Origin of the sequence: Stenotrophomonas sp. RIT309, assembly GCF_000632045.1 — a bacterium.
Lineage (GTDB): Bacteria > Pseudomonadota > Gammaproteobacteria > Xanthomonadales > Xanthomonadaceae > Stenotrophomonas > Stenotrophomonas indicatrix.
The window spans coordinates 66,236-84,672 of the sequence record NZ_JFYS01000008.1 but is presented as its reverse complement, the minus strand read 5'-3'; the positions used below and the strand labels follow the sequence as shown (position 1 = coordinate 84,672).

Genomic DNA, 18,437 nt, shown 5'->3' with positions numbered 1-18,437 from the left:
ATCCACGCATGGCGTGGATCTACTGGCAATGAGTAGCGCCGGGCCATGCCCGGCGTCCTCACCCATGGCGAACACGCCGGGCACCGCCCGGCGCTACCATCGGAGCCTGATCCGATGGAGACCGCGCATGCGCACGATGGCCTACCTTGTTCCTGTCCTGTTGCTGGCAGCGTGCTCGCAGCCGGCACCGCCGCCCGGACCTGCCGCCGATGCGCCTCCGCCGATGACGGGCGCGACGCCGGCCGAAGCGGCCGCCAGCACCACGCCCGATGCGGTCGCCGCGCCACAGGCTGCGGCGGAGCACGCCAAGGATGCGGCTGCGACGCCGGCCGATGCTGCCAACCCCGCAGCACCTGCGGCGGCAGACGACGCCCGCGCGCGCATCGAGACGCTGCTCGGCGATGCGGCGCAGTATGAAAAAGTATTCACTGCCTTCAAGACCGCAGTGGTCGGTGGCGATCGCGCGGCGGTGGTTGAAGAAGTGCGTTTCCCGCTGAACATCAGCGGTGGCAGGAAGATCACCGGGCCCGGTGAATTCCAGCGCAACTACGAAAAGATCATCACCCCGGCGGTGGTCAAGGCGGTGTCCGCGCAGGACTTCGGCACGGTGTTCGTCAACCAGCAGGGCGTGATGGTCGGCGATGGCCAGGTCTGGCTGACCGGCCAGTGCCTGGACAAGGCCTGCACGCGCACCGAGGTGAAGGTCGGCACCATCCAGTAACGAAAACGGCCCCGTATGCAGGGCCGTTCCAGATCGGTAGTGCCGGCCGCTGGCCGGCAACCAGGGCTCCTGCAGGTGCCGGCCAGCAGCCGGCACCACCCGGCCGTCAGGCCTTCGGCGTGAGCTTCAGCAGCCGTGCCTTGCTGCCGTCTTCCAGCAGCCACAGCGCGCCGTCCGGGCCCTGTTCCACTTCGCGGATGCGCTCGCCCATGTTGAAGCGTTCGGCCTCGCGCGCGCTGTCGCCGTCGAAGGCAACCCGCACCAGCGAGGTGGACGACAGCCCGCCGATGAAGGCGCTGCCCTTCCACTGCGGGAACAGGCTGCCGCTGTAGAACATCAGGCCGGCCGGGGAAATCACCGGGTTCCAGGTCACCTTCGGTGCGGCGAACTCCGGGCGGGTGTCATGGTCGGGAATCGGACGGCCGTCGTAGTGGTCGCCGTTGGACACGATCGGATAGCCGTAGTTGGCACCGCGCACGATCAGGTTCAGCTCATCGCCGCCGGCCGGGCCCATCTCCTGCGCCCACAGCTTGCCGTTGGCATCGAAGGCGATGCCCAGCACGTTGCGGTGGCCGAGCGACCACACCTGCGCGGCCACGCCGCCCTGCGAGGCGAACGGATTGTCGGCCGGCAGGCTGCCGTCGTCGTTGAGGCGGATGATCTTGCCCAGGTTGCCGCTCATGTCCTGCGCAGGATCGAACTTCTGCCGTTCGCTCGAACTGATCCACAGCTTGCCGTCCGGGCCGAAGGCCAGGCGGTGGCCGTAGTGGCCTTCGCCGCTGACCTTCGGCGTCTGCCGCCAGATCACCTTCAGGTCCTTCAGCTGGCCGCCACCGTTGGCATCGAGGGCGAGGGTGGCACGGGCCACGGCCGCGCCGCGCGTGTCCAGCGTGCCTTCCTCGGCGTAGCTGACGTACACCACACGGTTGCGGGCGAAATCCGGATGCAGGATGACGTCACCGAACCCACCCTGGCCGCCGTAGGCGACCTTCGGCACACCGGTGATTTCATGTTTCTGGCCGCTGGCCAGGTCCAGATGCTGCAGCTTGCCGCGCTTTTCGGTGACCAGCAGGCTGCCATCGGGCAGGAAGGTCATCGCCCACGGCTGGTCGAACCGGCTGACCTCGGTGGCGGTGAAGGGGCGTTGGTCTGCGCTGGCCGCGGCGGTCGCCGGGACCTTCTGGCCAGACGCATCAGGGCCGGCCGCGTTGCAGGCGGTGGTGGCGAGGATCGGCAGCAGGCCGAGGGCGAGCAGCAGGGGCGTGCGGGTCATGGGTATCTCCAGCGGAAGGGGATGCGGATGGCCAGGCTCTCCCTTGTATACCACCGGGGCGGTGACGGTCGTGGCCCGAAGGTCCTGCTCCCCCCTGTGCGGCATGGCGCGGATCGTCTAGGGTGTTGTCGCCCGGGCAAAGCATTGCCCGCCTGTCTGCCAAGGACCTGCAATGAACGCACCCCTCATCCATCGACCCTCGCCCGCCTTCATCGCCGCCTCGTGGGTGGCCCTGCTGCTGGGCGCGGTGGCCTACCTGGTCGGCCTGTTCAATGCCGAGATGCCGCTGAACGAGAAGGGCTATTACCTGACCCTGCTGCTGTTCGGCCTGTTTGCAGCGGTATCGCTGCAGAAGAGCGTGCGCGACCGCGTCGAGGCCATTCCGGTGAGCGGCCTGTACTACGCGCTGTGCTGGTTCGCACTGCTGTCGGCGCTGTTGCTGCTGCTGGTCGGCCTGTGGAACGCCACCCTGGTGCTGAGCGAAAAGGGCTTCTACGGCATGGCGTTCGCGCTGTCGCTGTTTGGCGCGGTGGCGGTGCAGAAGAACACCCGCGACCTGATTGCCGCCAACGCGGCCGAGCCCAAGCGCGCTTCGTCGATCCCGCCGCTGCCGGAACAAGAATGACCGGCTGAGGCAGCGCCTAGCGCCTGCCCGGCCCAGGCCTGCAACGCAGAAGGCGCCGAGCAGGGGCTCGGCGCTACTGGGCCTGCATCAGTCAACTGCTGGAGGGGTCAACCGTGGCGCGTCAGCCGCGGATCGGCTACATGGGCTTCATCCCAACCGCGGCGGACAGCGGCGCGGGCCTGATCCCATTCCAGGCGGCTCTTGCCGCGCTCCGTCGCCCAGCGGGACTGCAACTCCGCTTCGACCTGTTCGTAGGCGCGGATCACCTGATCGGCGCGGGTTTCGTTGAAGCGCGCTGCGTGGCCGATCTGATAGGCCGGCTCGTAGTCATCGAACAGCAGGCTGGCGTCGTAATACGGTTCGGCGCTGTAGCGGTCGCGCCAGTAGTCGGAAATGGCCTCGCGCGGGGTGCTGTCTTCCGGCACGCGACCGGGGATCTGGTAATCGGGGCTCATGGACAGAAGGCTCCGTAGTGGACGAAGCCTGATCGTGCCCATCGGCCGGTTAACGCGCCGGACCGGCAGCGTGATCGGCAGGTCAATCAGCAGCGGCATCCTTGCGCGGCAGCTTGTAGATCACCGCGCCAACGGCGAAGGCGACCAGCGCCGCGACGATGTTCTGCCAGCTGGCACTGGCAAACAGGGCCACGCACAGCAGCAGGGCCAGCACCGGAATCAACGGGCCGCCGGGCAGCTTCAACGCGCCGGGACGGTCGGCATAGCGCTTGGCCAGTACCAGCACTGCGGCGGCCGTGCCGATGTAGGCGAACAGGCGTGTGGTCATCGACAGCAGTGCCAGCTGCACGAACGACCCGGACAGCGCCAGGCCGAGGGCGATCAGGCCCTGGCAGAAGATCGCCGCGGCCGGGGTACGGAAGCGCGGGTGCACCTGCGCCAGCACCTTCGGGCCGTAGCCATCGCGGGCCAGGGCGAACAGGAAGCGCGGGCCCATCATCATCGTGTTGCTGTTGGTGCCGAGGATGGATATGGTCGCGCCCACGGTGAGGATCAGCGCCAGCGCCTCGCCGCCGAAGCTTGAGGCCGCATCGGCCAGCGGCGTGGCCGAGCCGGCCAGGCCGGGCAGCGTGCCCTGCGCCACGATCTGCACCGCCGCGTAGATCACGGTGACGGTGACGATCATGGTGATCAGCGCGAACGGGATGTCGCGGCGTGGGTTGCGGTATTCACCGGCTGCGGCCGGAATGTTCTCGAATCCGGCGTAGGCATACAGCAACAGCAGCGCCGCCTCGCCCATGCGCTGCAGGTCGTGCGGGTCCGGGCGCTGGCCGGAGAAGGCCAACTGCGGGTCGATGTAGAACGCGCCGATGGCCACGAACAACAGCAGCGGCAGCATCTTGCCGATCACCAGCACGATGCCGGTGCGGGCGGCCGAACGCACGCCGATGATGTTCACCCCGGTGAGGAAACCGAGCGAGACAACGATGATCGCGATACGGCCCATGCCTGCGCCTGCCCACGGCCAGAACCGCGCCACAGCGTCGGCCAGCGCATTGCTGAGCGCTGCGGCCGAGCTGATGCGGGTCAGCCAGATCATCCAGCCGATCTCGAAGCCGGCGAAGCGGCCAAAGGCTTCGCGCGCGTACAGGTAGCTGCCACCGGGCTCATCGAAATAGCTGGCCGCCTGCGCGTAGCACAGCACCAGCAGGGCGACGAGGATGCCGGCGGCGACCACGCCCCACAGGCTGAAGGGACCGAGCAGGGCGACCGTGGCCGCCGGCAGCAGGTAGATGCCGCTGCCGACCACATCGTTGATGGACAGGCCGACGATCTGCCAGCGGCTGACCGCGCGCTGCAGTTGGGGTTCGTCGGCGGCGCTCAACGTACGGCTCCTTCAAGCGCGGGCAGCTTCCACTGTGCCTGCAGGCGCTGGTATTCGGCCCTTGGCAACAGGACGAAGCGTGGCGTGTCCTGCGGGCGCAGCCAGTCCAGCAACGCCTGCATGCGCATCTCTGGCATCGCAGTGCAGCCAGCGGTGGCCTCGCCGGGCTGGCGCCACAGATGGGCGAAGATGCAGCTGCCCTTGCCGGGTTGGTTGTCCGGGTTGTGCGCGATCACGAAGCCTTCCCGGTAACGCACGTCACCCTGGTTGTGCAGGTCCAGCCGCATCGGTTCGGTGGAACCGGCTATGGCGGCGCTGCCCACCTTCTTCGCATCGACGATGCGGTTGTAGAACGGCGATGCTGGCACGTCCATGCAGTAGCTGCTCTCGAGCATCGGCTGATAGGTCATCGCCGTGCCGGGCCGGGTGATGGCATAGCCGAACGCGCTGCCCAGCGCGAACACACCGGCCGGACTGCGGCCATCGCCCTCCTGTTTCTGCGGACCGCCGGTCTGGGCAGGATGCAGGCCCAGGCCCCAGGCACTGCCGGTGCGACCCAGCGCCACCGGGAAGGCCTGGCCGTGCCTGCGCCAGTGCTTGCCGTCGCGCACGAAGGCCTGCAGCTGGCCCTGCGTGCTGTCCCAGGTCTCGCTGGTTACCACGATCAGTTGGCGAGCGTTGTCCAGCGGGGCAGCGTGGAGAGCAGCTGCGGCAACGAGCAGCAGCGCGGCAGATGCAAGGCGGGCCAGCAGCAGGTTCATCGGGCGCTCCGGTCAGGAATCCAGCAGGTGGTCGATCCGTTCCAGGTTCACCGCCAGCTGCTGCTGGCGATCCGGATTGGCGTGGCAGAGCAGCACGAACAGGAAATCGAGCAGGGCATGCATGGCGCTACGGTACAGCAGCTGCGCCACCTGCGGCGCGCGGTCGTGCGCGCACACCACCAGTGCCGCATCGGCATGCGCACGCAGCGGGTTGGCGGTGTGGCGGGTGATCGACACCACCTTGCCGCCCATGTCCTGGAACTGGCGCGACAGCTGCGAAAGCTGTGGCAACTTGCCGAACTCGGAGAACATCAGCAGCACATCGCCCGGGCGCGCGGCGGACAGGTTGGCCAGCATCAGGATCGGATCGGTATGCGGCACCACCAGCAGGCCGAGCAGCGACAGCCGCATGGCGAATTCGCGCGCGTACAGGCCATCGTCACCGAGGCCATGCACAAACAGCTTGGGCGCGCCGTCGAGCAGCTGCACGATGCGCTCGATCTCCTCGCGTGGGTTGGCCTGGCGGGTTTCTTCCTCGGCCTGGGCCTTGCTGCGGCGCAGGGCGTCGCCCAGGCGCAGGTAGTCATCGCTGATGTCCGGTTCGGCGGGCGCCTGCTGTGGGTCGGCACCGGCGCGGGCGACGTCCTCGCCGATGGAATATTTCAGGTCCGGGTAGCCCTTGAAGCCGAGCTTCTGGCTGAACTTGACCACGCTGGACTGGCTGATGCCCAGCGCGCTGGCCAGCTGCTGCGAGGAGTAGTCGCGCAGCAGGTGCGCGTTGTCGAGGATGAAGTCGGCGATGCGGCGTTCGATGGCCGACATCTGCCCGCGCTCGGTGCGGATTTTCAGCAGGGGCGGCATGCGGGGCGTCCGGGCATGTGTAGGCGCGTTGCGGTTGGCGGCGTAGAGCAGAGTATGTGGTGGCTCGGGCGGGTGCCAGCCGCGAAGGGGGCACGGAGTGGGGCAAAAGCAGGAGCAAGGACATCCACGCATGGCGTGGATCTACCCGGAGCTGCAGTTGAGTCCGCCTTCAAGCGAGCCGAGCACCGCAGGTCCGGCGAGGGCGAAGAGGCGCGGGTGTCTGAGCGCAGCGAGTTCCGCGCCGTCCCTCGGCGGACCGAGGAGCGCAGGGCACCGGCGTGCGCAGCACGTCGGCTCGCGGCCGGCGGAGCGTTTCCTTTGGTTACTTTTCTTTTCGCGAAAAGAAAAGTAACGCCCGACCCAACGTCAGTTGTACGCCAAGCCAGCCGCAAGGCAGAAATCAACCCAGCATCTCCAGCCCCCGCACTTCGGTAATGCCCAACCCCGGCACATCGCTGATGCTGATCTCCGACTCGTTGAAGCGCACCCCGCCGCTGACCGGATCGAACTGCCCCAGTGAGGGGCCATCCAGGTCGACCTTGGTGATCACATCGCTCTTGGCTACCGCCAGGTGCACCGCTGCAGCCACGCTGATGCTGGATTCGATCATGCAGCCGATCATGCACGGCACGCCGTAGATGCCGGCGATGTCGGCAATGCGGATTGCGTTGGACAGGCCACCGGTTTTCATCAGCTTGATGTTGATGATGTCGGCGGCGCGCTGCTGGATCAGGTCCATCACCTGGCTCGGGCTGAACACGCTCTCGTCGGCCATCACCGGGGTGTTGACCCGATCGGTCACGTACTTCAGGCCGCTGATGTCGGCGGCCTTGACCGGCTGCTCCAGCAGTTCCAGCACCACACCTGCATCTTCCAGCGTGCGCATCGCATGCACCGCCTGCTTGGCGGTCCAGCCCTGGTTGGCATCCAAGCGCAGCAGCGCACGGCCTTCGACGGCGGCATGGATCGCCTTGACCCGTTCGATGTCCACGCCGATGTCCTTGCCGACCTTGATCTTCAGCGACTCGAAGCCGCGTTCGATCGCCGACAGCGAATCGGCCACCATCTTGTCGATGTAGTCCACGCTGATGGTGATGTCGGTGGTGATCACCGGGTCGCCACCACCGAGCATCTGGTACAGCGGCGCGCCATGCAGCTGCGCCCACAGGTCGTACAGGGCGATCTCCACCGCCGCCTTGGCGCTGGTGTTGCGCTCCATCGCGGTCTGCACCAGCGTGCACAGGCGGTTGAGGTTGACCACCTCCTGGCCGATCAGGCGCGGGGCGATGAAGTGCCGGATCGCTTCGATGATCGAGCCGTGGGTATCACCGGTGATCACCGCGGTGGCAGGCGCCTCGCCGTAGCCGGTGTGGCCGCTGTCGGTGCGGATCAGCACCACCACGTCCTCCACGGTTTCCACCGTGCGCAGCGCGGTCTTGAAAGGGGTCTTCAGCGGCACGCGCAGCATGCCCAGTTCGATGGCGGTGATCTTCATTCAGGGGTTCTTGGCACGCAGGCGTTGGATGTTGGTGATGCGATCGATGTAGCGGACGCTGTCGCTGGCCATCATCGGCTCCAGCGGGGTGACCGATACGCCATTGAGGTGGGCCTGCACACGCTTGCCGTCGGCGCCGAACCAGCTGCCGCCCGCGGTATCGTGGATCACCCAGGTGCGGCCATCGACGTGGCCGATGGCCATCATCACGTGGCCGGGGATGTAGACCAGGTCACCCACCTGCAGATCGGTGACGGCGCGGTCGCGCACGGCCTTGCCGTCCTTGGCGGTGAACGGCAAGCGGTCCAGCGCGGGACTGACCGCCTGTGCGCTGGTATTGCGTGGCAGCAGCACGCCGAAGCTGCGGTAGATCTCCGATACGAATCCACTGCAGTCGCGGGTGTCGTAGTCGTGGCCCCAGCCGTAGCGCTCGCCGAGGAACTTGAACGCTTGCTGCAGCAGCAGGCGCGGAGTCAGCGGCAGGTAGTCGGCGGCGGTGTCCTGTGAGCGCGGCAGCAGCGCCGGCACCAGCTTCAGGCGGCCATCGGCCTCGCGCACCGGCAGCTGCACCACCCACGAGGCGTGCGCTTGTTGCCCGTTCACTGGCTCAGCGACGGGCCAGTCGGCCAACACCGGCAGGCGCACGCCCATGTCCAGCTGCAGGCGCGATACGCGCGGTTCTTCGGGTGTGTAGGCGGTGTGCGCTGTGGCGGCGGTGACGACGCGGTACGGGCCCTTCGCGCCGTAGCCGAGCACCGTGGCCTTGTCACCGCTGGCCACCGCGTCGGCTTCGATCCATGCGCTGTAGCGCTCGCTGTGCACGAACAGCCAGCGGCCGTCGGTGCTGCGGTGGACGATGGCAACCCTGTCGCCGGGGAACAGTGCCGATTCCTGGAAGCGGTCGATGTCGGTATCGCCGACGGTGCTGAAGACACGCTGGCGGGTGGGGAAGGTGCGCAGCGCGGCGCGCTTCACCACCAGAGCGTAGTCCGGCGACACCTGCGCCGGAACTGCGTCGAGACCGAGGTTGGTTTCGATCGCACTGCGCACGTCCGGTGCGATGGTGCGGCCCTTGTCGTCATACAGCGCCCGCGTGGGCCAGCTCGACAGCGTGGTGATGCTGTCACGCACCTGTCCCGCGCTCAGCTGCGCAGGCAGGGTGGCGATGTCCTGGATGTGCTTGTCCTGCGCGCGCATCCGTGCGTTCTGCGCCTCGATCTGCGCGCGGTCCAGGATAGGTGCGTCGGCATTGTCCAGCCGTGCCGCCCAGTAGTCCGCGGTGAGATAGGCCTCGTGCAGGCCGATCACGTAAGGCAGCGGGGCGCCGGGGTCGGGTACAGGCGTGGCCGCCTGGGTGAATGCGGGTGCGCCCAGCAGGCCCAGGGCCAGTGCCAAGGTCAACCGGTGCGGCCAGTGCCGACGCGGTTCGCGGGAAGCCAGGATCATGCGCTGCACACCCTCCTCGAATGCCTGTTGGAATATTTATTCCTTTCGGCCCCGAAAGCAAGAATAAATTATTGACCGGTCTTCCGGCCCGTGTTACACAGCCGTTACCACCCGCGCTTGGGAAGTGTCGCTGTGGATCCTGCCGTTCGCAAACCGTCTCTGCCTGCCGCTGCCGGCCTGTGTGCCGCGCTGCTGCTGTGGGCGTCGGCGACACCGGCCGCGGATCCGCGCAGCGCCATTGATCGCGAACGGGAAACGCAGCTGATCGATCTGGTCGACAGCGGTCGTTTCAGCGATGCCGATGCGTTGCTGGCGACCGCAGGCGATGCTGCCGAAAGCGCGTTCCAGCGCGAGCGCATGCGCCGCATCAAACTGGATTTCTCCCTTGACCAAGCCGCTGCCAAAGCAGCGGTACGCCGCTGGATTCCCGACCTGACCAACGAGGAATTCGCGCGCTGGGACCAGCTTGGCCTGATCGAGCATCTCGACATCGATGGCACGCGCTGGTACTTCAAGCGCGCACCATCGAACCTGTTCCTGCTCAGCGATGAAGCGCGTGCACGCCGCCGCGCGGATGCGCCGATGCCGGCGCCGGGCCCCAACGAGGTGCTCAACGCGCATCACGCGCGCGTGGTTGCCGCCGCCGAACAGAGCGGCATGGCATCCGTGCTGCCGCAGCGCATCGAATTCACCCAATCGTTGACGGTCAAGGCGGATGCCGTACCGGCCGGCGAAACCGTACGTGCCTGGATTCCGTACCCGCGCGAGATTCCCGGCCAGCAGGAGCGCGTGCAGTGGATCGGCAGTGCACCAGGCAAGGCTCGAGTCGCCCCGGCCAGCACCCAGCAGCGCACCGCCTACCTGGAAGCCAAGGCGGTGGCCGGGCAGCCGACGTACTTTGAAATCCGCTACGCGGTGACGATCTTCGCGCGCCGCACGGCAATCGATGTGACAAAGGTGCAGGCTACGCCGGATGATCCAGCATTGAAGCCCTATCTGGCCGAGCAGCTGCCGCACGTGCGCTTCACGCCGGCGCTGAAGCTGTTCTCCGAGCAGGTGCTGCAGGGCGAGACGCGCCCGTATGAAGTGGTACGCAAGCTGTTCGCCGCGGTCGACCGCATTCCATGGGCCGGTGCGCGCGAGTACTCGACCCTCAGCAACATCAGCGACTACGCGTTGCGCGCCGGTCATGCCGATTGCGGGCAACAGACACTGCTGTTGATCGCCCTGCTGCGCATGAACGGCATTCCCGCGCGCTGGCAATCGGGCATGGTGTTCTCCGACGATGGCAGCGGCTACAACAACCTGCACGACTGGGGCCAGGTCTACCTGGCGCCCTATGGCTGGCTGCCGATGGATGTGACCACCGGTGCGCTGGCCAGCGACACGCCCGCGCTGCGTGACTTCTACCTCGGCGGCCTTGATGGCTACCGCATCGCCTTCAACGACGATTTCGGCCAGGCGTTCGTGCCGGCCAAACAGCACTACCGCTCGGAAACGGTCGACTCGCAGCGCGGCGAGGCCGAGTGGTCAGGCGGCAACCTGTACTTCGACCAATGGAGCTACGACTTCCAGTGGCGGGTACTGCCAGCCGGGCAACGCTAGCGCGACACACCACCCCACCACCATTCAATTCTTGCAGGAGAGAGCAGGGGATGAAGGCTTACAACATCAAGCGGGCGGCCTTGTGCGTCGCCCTCGGCGCGTGCATGGCCACGCTGGCGCCCAGCGCATTCGCACAGGACGGAGCCGTGGTCGGCCGCCTGACCAGCGATGCCGGACAGGTGCCTGCCGGTGCCACCGTTACCGTGCGCAACCCCGCCACTGGCTTTGTGCGTTCGGTGCAGGCCGACAGCAAGGGCAGCTACCGCATTCCGTTGTTGCCGGTCGGCACCTATGACATGGAGGTCAGCCTGCCGGGTGGTGCTGCCAGCCGCGTCGGCCAGGTCACCGTTAGCCTGGGCAGTGCAACCACGGTGAATGTGCCGCTGGGCGCGGTCAGCACGTTGGGCACCGTTGAAGTACGCGCGCCGCAGGTGGTGTCGATGGTGGACGTGAAGTCCACCGAGTCGGCCACGAACATCACCCGCGAGGAACTGTCGCGGCTGCCGGTGGACCGTGACATCACCGCGGTAGCGCTGCTGGCGCCTGGCGCGGTGAAGGGCAAGGGCTCGCTGGGTGGACAGGGCATCTCCTTCGGTGGTTCGTCGGTGGCGGAGAACACCGTCTACATCAACGGCCTGAACGTCACCGATTTCTACAACCGGGTCGGGTTCTCGTCGGTACCGTTCTCGTTCTACCAGGAGTTCCAGGTGAAGACCGGCGGCTACTCGGTGGAGTTCGGTCGCAGCACCGGCGGCGTCATCAACGCCGTCACCCGCTCGGGCAGCAACGACTTCAAGGCCGGTGCCGAACTGGTGTTCGAGCCGCGCGCTTGGCAGTCGCAGGCGCGCGACCGCTATGACGGCGACGGCAGCCGTTACATCACCGCCAGCCGTGACGACTACTCGCGCAGTGCGCTGAATGTGTTCGCCTCCGGTGCGCTGGTGCAGGACCGGCTGTTCTTCTTCGGCATGTACGAAGCGCGCGACTACAGGCCCAATTCGACCAATGATGCCGGTACCGTGTTCAACCGGGGTACCGCCGATGATCCGTTCTGGGGCGGCAAGCTGGATTGGCAGATCACCGACAACCAGATGCTGTCGCTGTTCGGATTCTCCGACAAGAGCGACACCGTCACCGACGTCTATCGCTACGACCATGACACCGGCACTGTCGCAGCCGAGCGCAACAACCAGATCTACAACACGGTGGGCGGCAGGAACTGGTCGGGCACCTACAGCTGGCAGGTCAACAACGATCTGACCATGAAGCTGATGTATGGCGAGAACAAGCGCAACCGCACGCAGAGCTCGTTGATGGACGAGAACTGCAACCGCGTGTTCGACAACCGCACTGCCAGCCAGGGCGTGCCTTCCAACCTGCAGGGTGACCGCAGCTGCACCAGCAGTTCGCAGCTGGAGTCGGCGCTGGATACGCGCAAGGCCGCGCGCGCCGACTTTGAATGGTCCATCGGCAACCATCTGCTGCGCTTTGGCCTGGACCGCGAAGAAAACACCTCCGACTACGAGCGCGCCTATCCCGGTCCCGGTGGCCTGCGCTACGACATCTACTACCGCACGCCGGGCAGTTCACTCAACGGCGGCACCGTGCCCGCCAGCGGCCTGGTCGCGCGTACCCGTCGCTACGAAGTGGCCGGTTCGTTCGAGACCATCAACTCAGCCTACTACCTGGAAGACAACTGGCAGGTCACCCCGAACTTCCTGCTCAACATCGGCGCGCGCGTGGAAGGGTTCGACAACAAGGGCGGCGACGGCGACAGCTACATCAAGATCGACAACATGATCGCACCGCGCCTGGGCTTCGCCTGGGACGTTCGTGGTGATGGCACCACCAAGGTGTTCGGCAACCTGGGTCGTTACTACCTGCCGGTGGCCAACGTCATCAATATCAAGCAGGCCGGTGGCTTCCTCGATGAGCGCACCTGGTATGAGTTCCTGGGCTACACCGGCGCCGCCAACAACGTGCCGAACCTGGGCGGCCAGATCGGTCCGGTCGACAATTCGCAAGGCGATGGCAGCGTCCCGGACCTGCGCGCCGAAGTGAACCGGGACATGGATCCGGTCTACCAGGATGAGGCGATTCTAGGCTTCCAGCACATGCTGAGTGAATCGTGGTCGGTTGCCGCAAGCGTCACCTACCGGCGCCTGAGCAACGCCATCGATGACATGAACATCACCGCCACCGGCCAGTGTGGTGCGATCGACGGCGTCTGGATCATGGGAAACCCCGGGCGCACGAACACAGTCTGGGGGGACACCAATTGCGATGGCAGCAACGATGGCTGGATCGACATCGACACCTCCAAGGAAGGCTGGGCGTTGTATGACGACGACGGCAATTACGTGGGGCAACGCGGCTGGGTGAAGCCCAAGCGTGACTACAAGGCGCTGGAACTGCAGGTCGATCGCGCGTGGGATGGCAAGTGGGGCTTCAATGCCTCCTATACGCTGGCCTACGGCCGCGGCAACGCCGAAGGCCCGGTCAACTCCGATACCGACTTCGCCGACGCTGGCCGCACCGAGAACTTCGACAACCCATGGGTGAACTACCGCGGTTATGGCTATCTGGCCAATGACCGCCGCCATCAGTTCAAGTTCCGCGGCAGCTACGCGTTGACCGAGAATCTCAGCGTGGCCGCCACCCTGGGCGTGCAGTCGGGCAGCCCGATCACCCGCTTCGGTGCGGGCAATCCCTTCGACGACACCGACTTCCACAGCTATTACGTGTGTGTGTCCAACTGCCAGTCGACGGTCCCCTCCGAACGTGTGTTCGTGCATTCGCCGCGCGGTGGCGATGGCCGTACCCCGTGGACCTACGATCTGGACGTCAGCGTTTCCTACAAGGTGCCGATCCCCACTGACCTGCGCCTGAAGCTGGCGGTGTACAACGTGCTCAACCAGCAGCGCGTGGTCACCGTGGACCAGGACTACGAACCGCAGGACAGCATCGGCACGCCGAACCCGATGTATGGTTATGGCATGGGATTCCAGTCGCCGCGCTATGCGCAGTTGACGGTGACCTGGAATTATTGAGGATGCATCTGCGCGCCGCCCTGCGGGGCGGCGTGGCTTGATGAACGCCGTACCTGCCTGCGCGCTGCCTGACGGAGACTGACTTGCATCGTCTGTTGCTACTGGCTGCAGCACTGGCCAGCCCCACCGCCCCAGCAGGGGCGGTGGACACCGCACGCCTGGACGCCGACATCGCCTTCGTGGGCCAGCACGAGCACCTGCCGGGGCTGGCGATGGCGGTGGTCGAGGATGGCCAGGTGGTCTATCGCCACACCGAAGGGGGGCGCGGTGACGGCGGCCGCATCGATGAAGACACGCTGTTCAAGATCGCCTCCAACAGCAAGGCGATGACCGCCGCGCTGCTGGCCACGTTGGTGGAGCAGGGCAAGCTGCGCTGGGACGACCCGGTACGCCGCCACCTGCCGGCGTTCGGCATGCATGACCCGTGGGTGGGCGAACACCTGCAGGTGCGCGATCTGCTGATTCACAACAGCGGCCTCGGCCTGGGTGCCGGTGACCTGATGCTGTGGCCCGAGCCCAATGCCTTCACCCGCAGCGATGTCATCGCCGGGCTGGCACACCTGAAGCCGGTCACCAGTTTCCGCAGCGGCTACGCCTACGACAACCTGATGTACGTCGTTGCCGGTGAGGTGGCTGCGGCCGCCGGTGGCAAGCCGTATGACCAGCTGATGCGCGAGCGGGTGTTTGAACCGCTGGGGATGACCCGTTGCCAGGTGGGCGCATGGTCGGTGAAGCAGGTCGGCAATGTCGCCCAACCGCATATGCGTCGCGATGGCCGCAATGTGGTGGCCGGTGCCGATGGAACGCTCAGCCCCGATCTGACGTCGATGGCGGCCGGTGGCATCCGCTGTTCGCTGCGCGACATGACGCGCTGGATGCAGGTGCTGCTGGACCCGGCGCTGGCACCGGCGTGGTTGAGCGCCGAGCAACGCCGCATGCTGTGGACGCTGCACATGCCGATGCCGTTGGGCGAACGCCAACGCAAGTGGGACAACGCCCACTTCTATGGCTATGGGCTGGGCTGGCGGGTGTCGGACATGGACGGGCACTGGAAGGTCGCGCACACCGGTACGCTGTCGGGCATGTATTCCTCGCTGGCGCTGCTGCCGGATCGCAAGGTCGGCGTGGTGATGCTGATCAACGGCGAGGCCGAAGAAGCCCGCACCGCGTTGATGCAGTCGACGCTGAAACAGTTCACCGCGCCGGATGACGCGCAACCTGTGGGGTACTACCTGGCCGAGCTGAAGGCCGAACGGGCCGCGCGTGCCGCCACGGGAAGTCGTGCACCCTCTACCCGGGCTGCCCGACCGGCTGCAACCACCGATCTGGCGCATTGGCAGGGGCGTTACCGCGATCCCTGGCTTGGCCCCGCGTCGCTATGCCCCACCAGCAATGGCCTGCGCTTCAGCGTGGACAAATCGCCCGCGCTGCAGGCAACAGTGAAGCAGTTGGAAGGGCGCTGGCTGTTGCAGTGGGATACGCTGGAACCCTCGGCGCAGGCGTGGCTGAATCCCGATGCAGGCACGCCGACGCTGGAACTGCGCGCCATCGATCCGGAGATCGACTTCAGCTATGACTTCCAGGACCTGCATTTCACTCGTACTGGCGATTGCCCTGGCAGCGGCGGCCCACGCCGCTGAGCCACCACGCATCTCGCCCGCCACCGACGCCACTGCGGCGGGACTGGTGGAGATCCGCACGCTGTCACCTCGCATCGAGATGGACATCCGCTACGCCGGTGCCAACAACTTCACCGCTGCGCGCGTGCCCGGCTATGAGGCGCCCGCGTGTTATCTGCTGGCGCCGGTGGCAAAGGCGTTGGCTGCTGTGGAAGCCGACCTGCGCGCGCAGGGTTTTGGCTTGCGTCTCTACGATTGCTATCGCCCGGTGCGCGCGGTGCAGGCGTTCATGGCCTGGATAAGTGATCCGCAGGAACAGTCGCGCAAGGCGCTGCAGTATCCGGATCTGGACAAGCCGCAGCTGCTGAGCGACGGCTACATCGCCGAGCGCTCCGGCCACAGCCGTGGTGCCACCGTGGATCTGGGCCTGCTGGATTGCCGCAGCGGGCGCTGTACGCCGATGGACATGGGCACCGATTTCGACTTCTTCGGCCCGCGCGCGCATACGCAGACGCCCGGCCTGAATGACGCGCAGAAGGCCAACCGCCAGCAGCTGGTACAGGCGATGGCACGGCGAGGTTTCGCCAACTATGCGCAGGAGTGGTGGCACTACACGCTGCAGCCCGAGCCGGACTCCGGTACCGCCTACGACGTGCCAGTGCGGTAGGGGGGTGTCGGCAGGGCTGCGCCCTGCACCCGCCGAATCGACGGCAACAGCAACAGCAGCAGCAACAGCTGGCATTCCGTGGGATGGCGGGGTGGGTCCGGTTGCGGGGGACGCTGCAAGTACGTCCCTGTAAGCTCGGTCGCGCCATCCATGGCGCTCACGCCCCCGCAACCGGACCCACCCCGCCTTCGACAGATTTCCGCGATCTGTCGGAATGGCTTGGCATGCTCCTGGTGGGTGTCGACCTTGGTCGACACAGTAGATCCACGCCATGCGTGGATGTTCTTCGTTCAATTGTCGAAATATTCGATTCGATGGAAATCCATCCACGCATGGCGTGGATCTACCACATACCGGGAACCTGTCGAAGGCGGGGCGGTGTCGGATTGCGGGGCATCCGCGCCATGGATGGCGCGGCTGAGCCTACAGGGACGTACTTGCGGCGTCCCCGCAATCCGACACCACCCCGCCATCCCACGGAACGCCCGCTGTTGCTTTGGCGGTTGCCGTTGCCCTGGCTTCGGCAGGTACAGGGCGCAGCCCTGCCGATACGCCTTACACTGGCCGCCTTCTCCTGCGTCCCCGCCTGATGAACCTTCCCCTGCATTTCGGCCTGCTCGGTACGCTTGAGGCGGGCCTCATCGCCCTGCTGGTCGGCCTGCTGGTGTATTTCCTGTGGCACCACCTGTGCCGGCTGCTGCACTGGACAGTGGGCCATGCCATCGGCTGGTCGTGCGTGATCGCGGTGATCATCTCCGCCGGCATCGACGCCTGGAAGCTGTTCTACATGGGCATCGTGCGGCTGGAGTCGCCGCTGTATGCGCGCCTGTTCCTGTCCACCATCCACGATCCGAACGAACTGGGCAGCCGCGTGGTGCTGGAGATCGCCGGTGCGCTCTCCGGTGTTGCATTGGGATGGGTGTTGTTCAGTTCGCGGTCATCGGAAAAAACCGTCGACTGACGCAGGTTTTTCGTTCGCTGCCGGTTAAATCCTGCAGCGCTGAATGCTCGTCTTACTACCTGCTCACTTCGCACTAACTATCGCGCTAACGCATGCGTCTGCGCCAGTGGTTAACCATGCGTGTTCGAGGGAATCGCGGCGCAAAATCGATTCAGAAACGCGGTGGCAGGGTAGGTGCCGTGCGGAGACAACGACCGCGCACTACCACCCTTCAGGAGACACCCCAGATGACTATTCGCAACCGCAAGCCCCTGATCGCCCTGATCGTCGCCGCCGGCAGCGTGTTGGCCATCCCGGCGATGGCGCAGTCGGCCAAGCAGCAGGCCGCGCATGCACAGAACGAAGCGGCACAGGCCCAGCAGGCGGCGGCACAGGCAGGCCAGGCGGCCGATCAGGCTACCGACGCGGCCGCAGCAGCCTCCGCGCAGGCAAACGGCGGTGGCCAGACGTGGGCCAGCATCGATACCGATGGCAACGGCACCATCAGCAAGAGCGAGTCGCAGGTGAATGCGGGCCTTGCGCAGGTGTTCGACCAGGCTGATGCCAACAAGGACGGCCAGTTGAGCGCCGACGAGTACAAGGCCTACGTGGCCGCCCAGCAGTCGGGTGCTGGCGCGGGTGGCACGGCCGCAGGCCAGGGTCGCTGATCCACGGTTGAATTCGGGACAACCGGTGCATGGGCAACCCGGGTGGCTTCGGCCACCCGGGTTTTTTTCGTCATCGCCGCGCCTGTATCCTAGGGCGATGAACACCTCTACGCCTGCGCCCTCGCGCGCCATCGGCCTGGTCGGTTTTGACGGTGACGACACGCTGTGGAAGAGCGAGGACTACTACCGCAAGGCCGAGCAGGATTACCTGGACCTGCTGTCGCGCTACATCGACGTCCACGACACCCAGACCGCCCGCCACCTGCTGGAAGTGCAGCAGCGCCACCTCGGCGTGTTCGGTTACGGGGTGAAAAGCATGACGCTGTCGATGATCGAAGCGGCCATCGAGATCACCTCGCAGCGGATCGAAGCCAAGGACATCCAGCGCATCCTCGACATCGGCCATGACACCCTGCGCCACCCGGTCGAACTGATCGACGGCGTACGCGAGTCGGTGGCCGCCATCGCCGCGCAGTACCCGGTGGTGCTGATCACCAAGGGCGACCTGTTCCACCAGGAAGCCAAGATCAAGGTCGCGGCGCTGGCGGACCTGTTCCCCCGCATCGAGATCGTGTCCGAGAAGGACCCGGAAACCTATGCCCGCGTGCTGGCCGAATTCGACCTGCCGATGCAGCAGTTCGTGATGGTCGGCAATTCGCTGCGCTCGGACATCGAACCGGTGATCACCCTCGGCGGCTGGGGTATCCACACCCCCTACGCAGTGACCTGGGCGCACGAGACCCAGCACGGCGTGGCCGACGACGAACCACGCATGGTCAACGCCGATACCGCCTGGGACTGGCCGGCGGCGCTGGCGACGATCGAGGCCAAGGCCGCTGCCGCGGCCTGACACGGCGCGGCGGCTGC

16 protein-coding genes are annotated in these 18,437 nt (G+C 66.2%); 9 read left to right on the top strand and 7 right to left on the bottom strand.

Translation table 11 applies throughout. From position 1 onward, the window contains the following. Positions 1–127: 127 nt before the first annotated feature. A complete protein-coding gene (locus BW38_RS14290) occupies positions 128–721 on the top strand; it encodes a hypothetical protein (protein WP_032975618.1) in 594 nt (197 codons plus the stop codon). A gap of 106 nt (positions 722–827) precedes the next feature. On the opposite strand, the gene BW38_RS14295 is transcribed toward BW38_RS14290, so the two are convergent. After that, on the bottom strand, positions 828–1,994 hold the full coding sequence (locus tag BW38_RS14295) for a PQQ-dependent sugar dehydrogenase (protein WP_032975617.1): 1,167 nt from the start codon (positions 1,992–1,994) through the stop codon (positions 828–830). A 172-nt stretch (positions 1,995–2,166) separates the two neighbouring features. Between BW38_RS14295 and yiaA the strand changes: the two genes are divergently transcribed. After that, entirely contained in the window at positions 2,167–2,619 is a 453-nt protein-coding gene (yiaA, locus tag BW38_RS14300; RefSeq protein ID WP_025878247.1) for an inner membrane protein YiaA, read from the top strand. Positions 2,620–2,726: 107 nt separating this feature from the next. Here yiaA and BW38_RS14305 read toward each other — a convergent pair whose 3' ends face one another. The 6 genes from BW38_RS14305 to BW38_RS14330 all read right to left on the bottom strand — a co-directional run bounded on the left by BW38_RS14305 (position 2,727) and on the right by BW38_RS14330 (position 9,021). Beyond that, positions 2,727–3,074, bottom strand: coding sequence for a hypothetical protein (locus tag BW38_RS14305; protein WP_025878246.1), 348 nt, complete (start codon positions 3,072–3,074; stop codon positions 2,727–2,729). A gap of 82 nt (positions 3,075–3,156) precedes the next feature. Further along, positions 3,157–4,458 carry an amino acid permease gene (locus BW38_RS14310; RefSeq protein ID WP_032975616.1) on the bottom strand — a complete coding sequence of 434 codons (1,302 nt, stop codon included), beginning with the start codon at positions 4,456–4,458 and terminating at the stop codon, positions 3,157–3,159. Further along, positions 4,455–5,219, bottom strand: a complete 765-nt coding sequence (locus tag BW38_RS14315) for a L,D-transpeptidase family protein (protein WP_032975615.1) — start codon at positions 5,217–5,219, stop codon at positions 4,455–4,457. Before BW38_RS14315 ends, BW38_RS14310 begins: the two co-directional genes overlap by 4 nt. Before the next feature lie 12 nt (positions 5,220–5,231). Beyond that, positions 5,232–6,080, bottom strand: a complete 849-nt coding sequence (locus tag BW38_RS14320; protein ID WP_032975614.1) for a MurR/RpiR family transcriptional regulator — start codon at positions 6,078–6,080, stop codon at positions 5,232–5,234. A 400-nt stretch (positions 6,081–6,480) separates the two neighbouring features. Continuing rightward, the gene (locus BW38_RS14325; RefSeq protein ID WP_025878242.1) at positions 6,481–7,575 is read right to left on the bottom strand and encodes a dipeptide epimerase; all 1,095 of its coding nucleotides are present in this window, start codon (positions 7,573–7,575) and stop codon (positions 6,481–6,483) included. Further along, complete coding sequence (locus BW38_RS14330; protein WP_032975646.1) at positions 7,576–9,021, bottom strand: SH3 domain-containing protein; 1,446 nt, start codon at positions 9,019–9,021, stop codon at positions 7,576–7,578. A gap of 132 nt (positions 9,022–9,153) precedes the next feature. On the opposite strand from BW38_RS14330, the gene BW38_RS14335 reads away from it, so the two are divergent. The 7 genes from BW38_RS14335 to BW38_RS14365 all read left to right on the top strand — a co-directional run bounded on the left by BW38_RS14335 (position 9,154) and on the right by BW38_RS14365 (position 18,420). After that, on the top strand, positions 9,154–10,626 hold the full coding sequence (locus tag BW38_RS14335; RefSeq protein WP_032975611.1) for a transglutaminase domain-containing protein: 1,473 nt from the start codon (positions 9,154–9,156) through the stop codon (positions 10,624–10,626). Positions 10,627–10,676: 50 nt separating this feature from the next. After that, positions 10,677–13,676, top strand: a complete 3,000-nt coding sequence (locus BW38_RS14340; RefSeq protein WP_032975609.1) for a TonB-dependent receptor — start codon at positions 10,677–10,679, stop codon at positions 13,674–13,676. An 83-nt stretch (positions 13,677–13,759) separates the two neighbouring features. Next, entirely contained in the window at positions 13,760–15,316 is a 1,557-nt protein-coding gene (locus BW38_RS14345) for a serine hydrolase domain-containing protein (RefSeq protein ID WP_032975608.1), read from the top strand. Further along, on the top strand, positions 15,249–15,962 hold the full coding sequence (locus tag BW38_RS14350; protein WP_032975606.1) for a M15 family metallopeptidase: 714 nt from the start codon (positions 15,249–15,251) through the stop codon (positions 15,960–15,962). The genes BW38_RS14345 and BW38_RS14350 overlap by 68 nt, the downstream gene beginning before the upstream one ends. A 589-nt stretch (positions 15,963–16,551) precedes the next feature. Further along, a complete protein-coding gene (locus tag BW38_RS14355; RefSeq protein ID WP_025878234.1) occupies positions 16,552–16,923 on the top strand; it encodes a hypothetical protein in 372 nt (123 codons plus the stop codon). Between the two features lie 227 nt (positions 16,924–17,150). Then, a complete protein-coding gene (locus BW38_RS14360; RefSeq protein ID WP_032975605.1) occupies positions 17,151–17,570 on the top strand; it encodes an EF-hand domain-containing protein in 420 nt (139 codons plus the stop codon). A 97-nt stretch (positions 17,571–17,667) separates the two neighbouring features. Then, the gene (locus BW38_RS14365) at positions 17,668–18,420 is read left to right on the top strand and encodes an HAD family hydrolase (RefSeq protein WP_032975604.1); all 753 of its coding nucleotides are present in this window, start codon (positions 17,668–17,670) and stop codon (positions 18,418–18,420) included. The last annotated feature ends 17 nt before the right edge of the window (positions 18,421–18,437 follow it).

Bases quoted from the DNA above. Each gene is read 5' to 3' on its own strand.
- BW38_RS14290 (WP_032975618.1), top strand. From the start codon at position 128: ATGCGCACGATGGCCTACCTTGTTCCTGTCCTGTTGCTGGCAGCGTGC.
- BW38_RS14295 (WP_032975617.1), bottom strand. From the start codon at position 1,994: ATGACCCGCACGCCCCTGCTGCTCGCCCTCGGCCTGCTGCCGATCCTC.
- yiaA (WP_025878247.1), top strand. From the start codon at position 2,167: ATGAACGCACCCCTCATCCATCGACCCTCGCCCGCCTTCATCGCCGCC.
- BW38_RS14305 (WP_025878246.1), bottom strand. From the start codon at position 3,074: ATGAGCCCCGATTACCAGATCCCCGGTCGCGTGCCGGAAGACAGCACC.
- BW38_RS14315 (WP_032975615.1), bottom strand. From the start codon at position 5,219: ATGAACCTGCTGCTGGCCCGCCTTGCATCTGCCGCGCTGCTGCTCGTT.
- BW38_RS14320 (WP_032975614.1), bottom strand. From the start codon at position 6,080: ATGCCGCCCCTGCTGAAAATCCGCACCGAGCGCGGGCAGATGTCGGCC.
- BW38_RS14325 (WP_025878242.1), bottom strand. From the start codon at position 7,575: ATGAAGATCACCGCCATCGAACTGGGCATGCTGCGCGTGCCGCTGAAG.
- BW38_RS14330 (WP_032975646.1), bottom strand. From the start codon at position 9,021: ATGATCCTGGCTTCCCGCGAACCGCGTCGGCACTGGCCGCACCGGTTG.
- BW38_RS14340 (WP_032975609.1), top strand. From the start codon at position 10,677: ATGAAGGCTTACAACATCAAGCGGGCGGCCTTGTGCGTCGCCCTCGGC.
- BW38_RS14350 (WP_032975606.1), top strand. From the start codon at position 15,249: ATGACTTCCAGGACCTGCATTTCACTCGTACTGGCGATTGCCCTGGCA.
- BW38_RS14355 (WP_025878234.1), top strand. From the start codon at position 16,552: ATGAACCTTCCCCTGCATTTCGGCCTGCTCGGTACGCTTGAGGCGGGC.
- BW38_RS14360 (WP_032975605.1), top strand. From the start codon at position 17,151: ATGACTATTCGCAACCGCAAGCCCCTGATCGCCCTGATCGTCGCCGCC.
- BW38_RS14365 (WP_032975604.1), top strand. From the start codon at position 17,668: ATGAACACCTCTACGCCTGCGCCCTCGCGCGCCATCGGCCTGGTCGGT.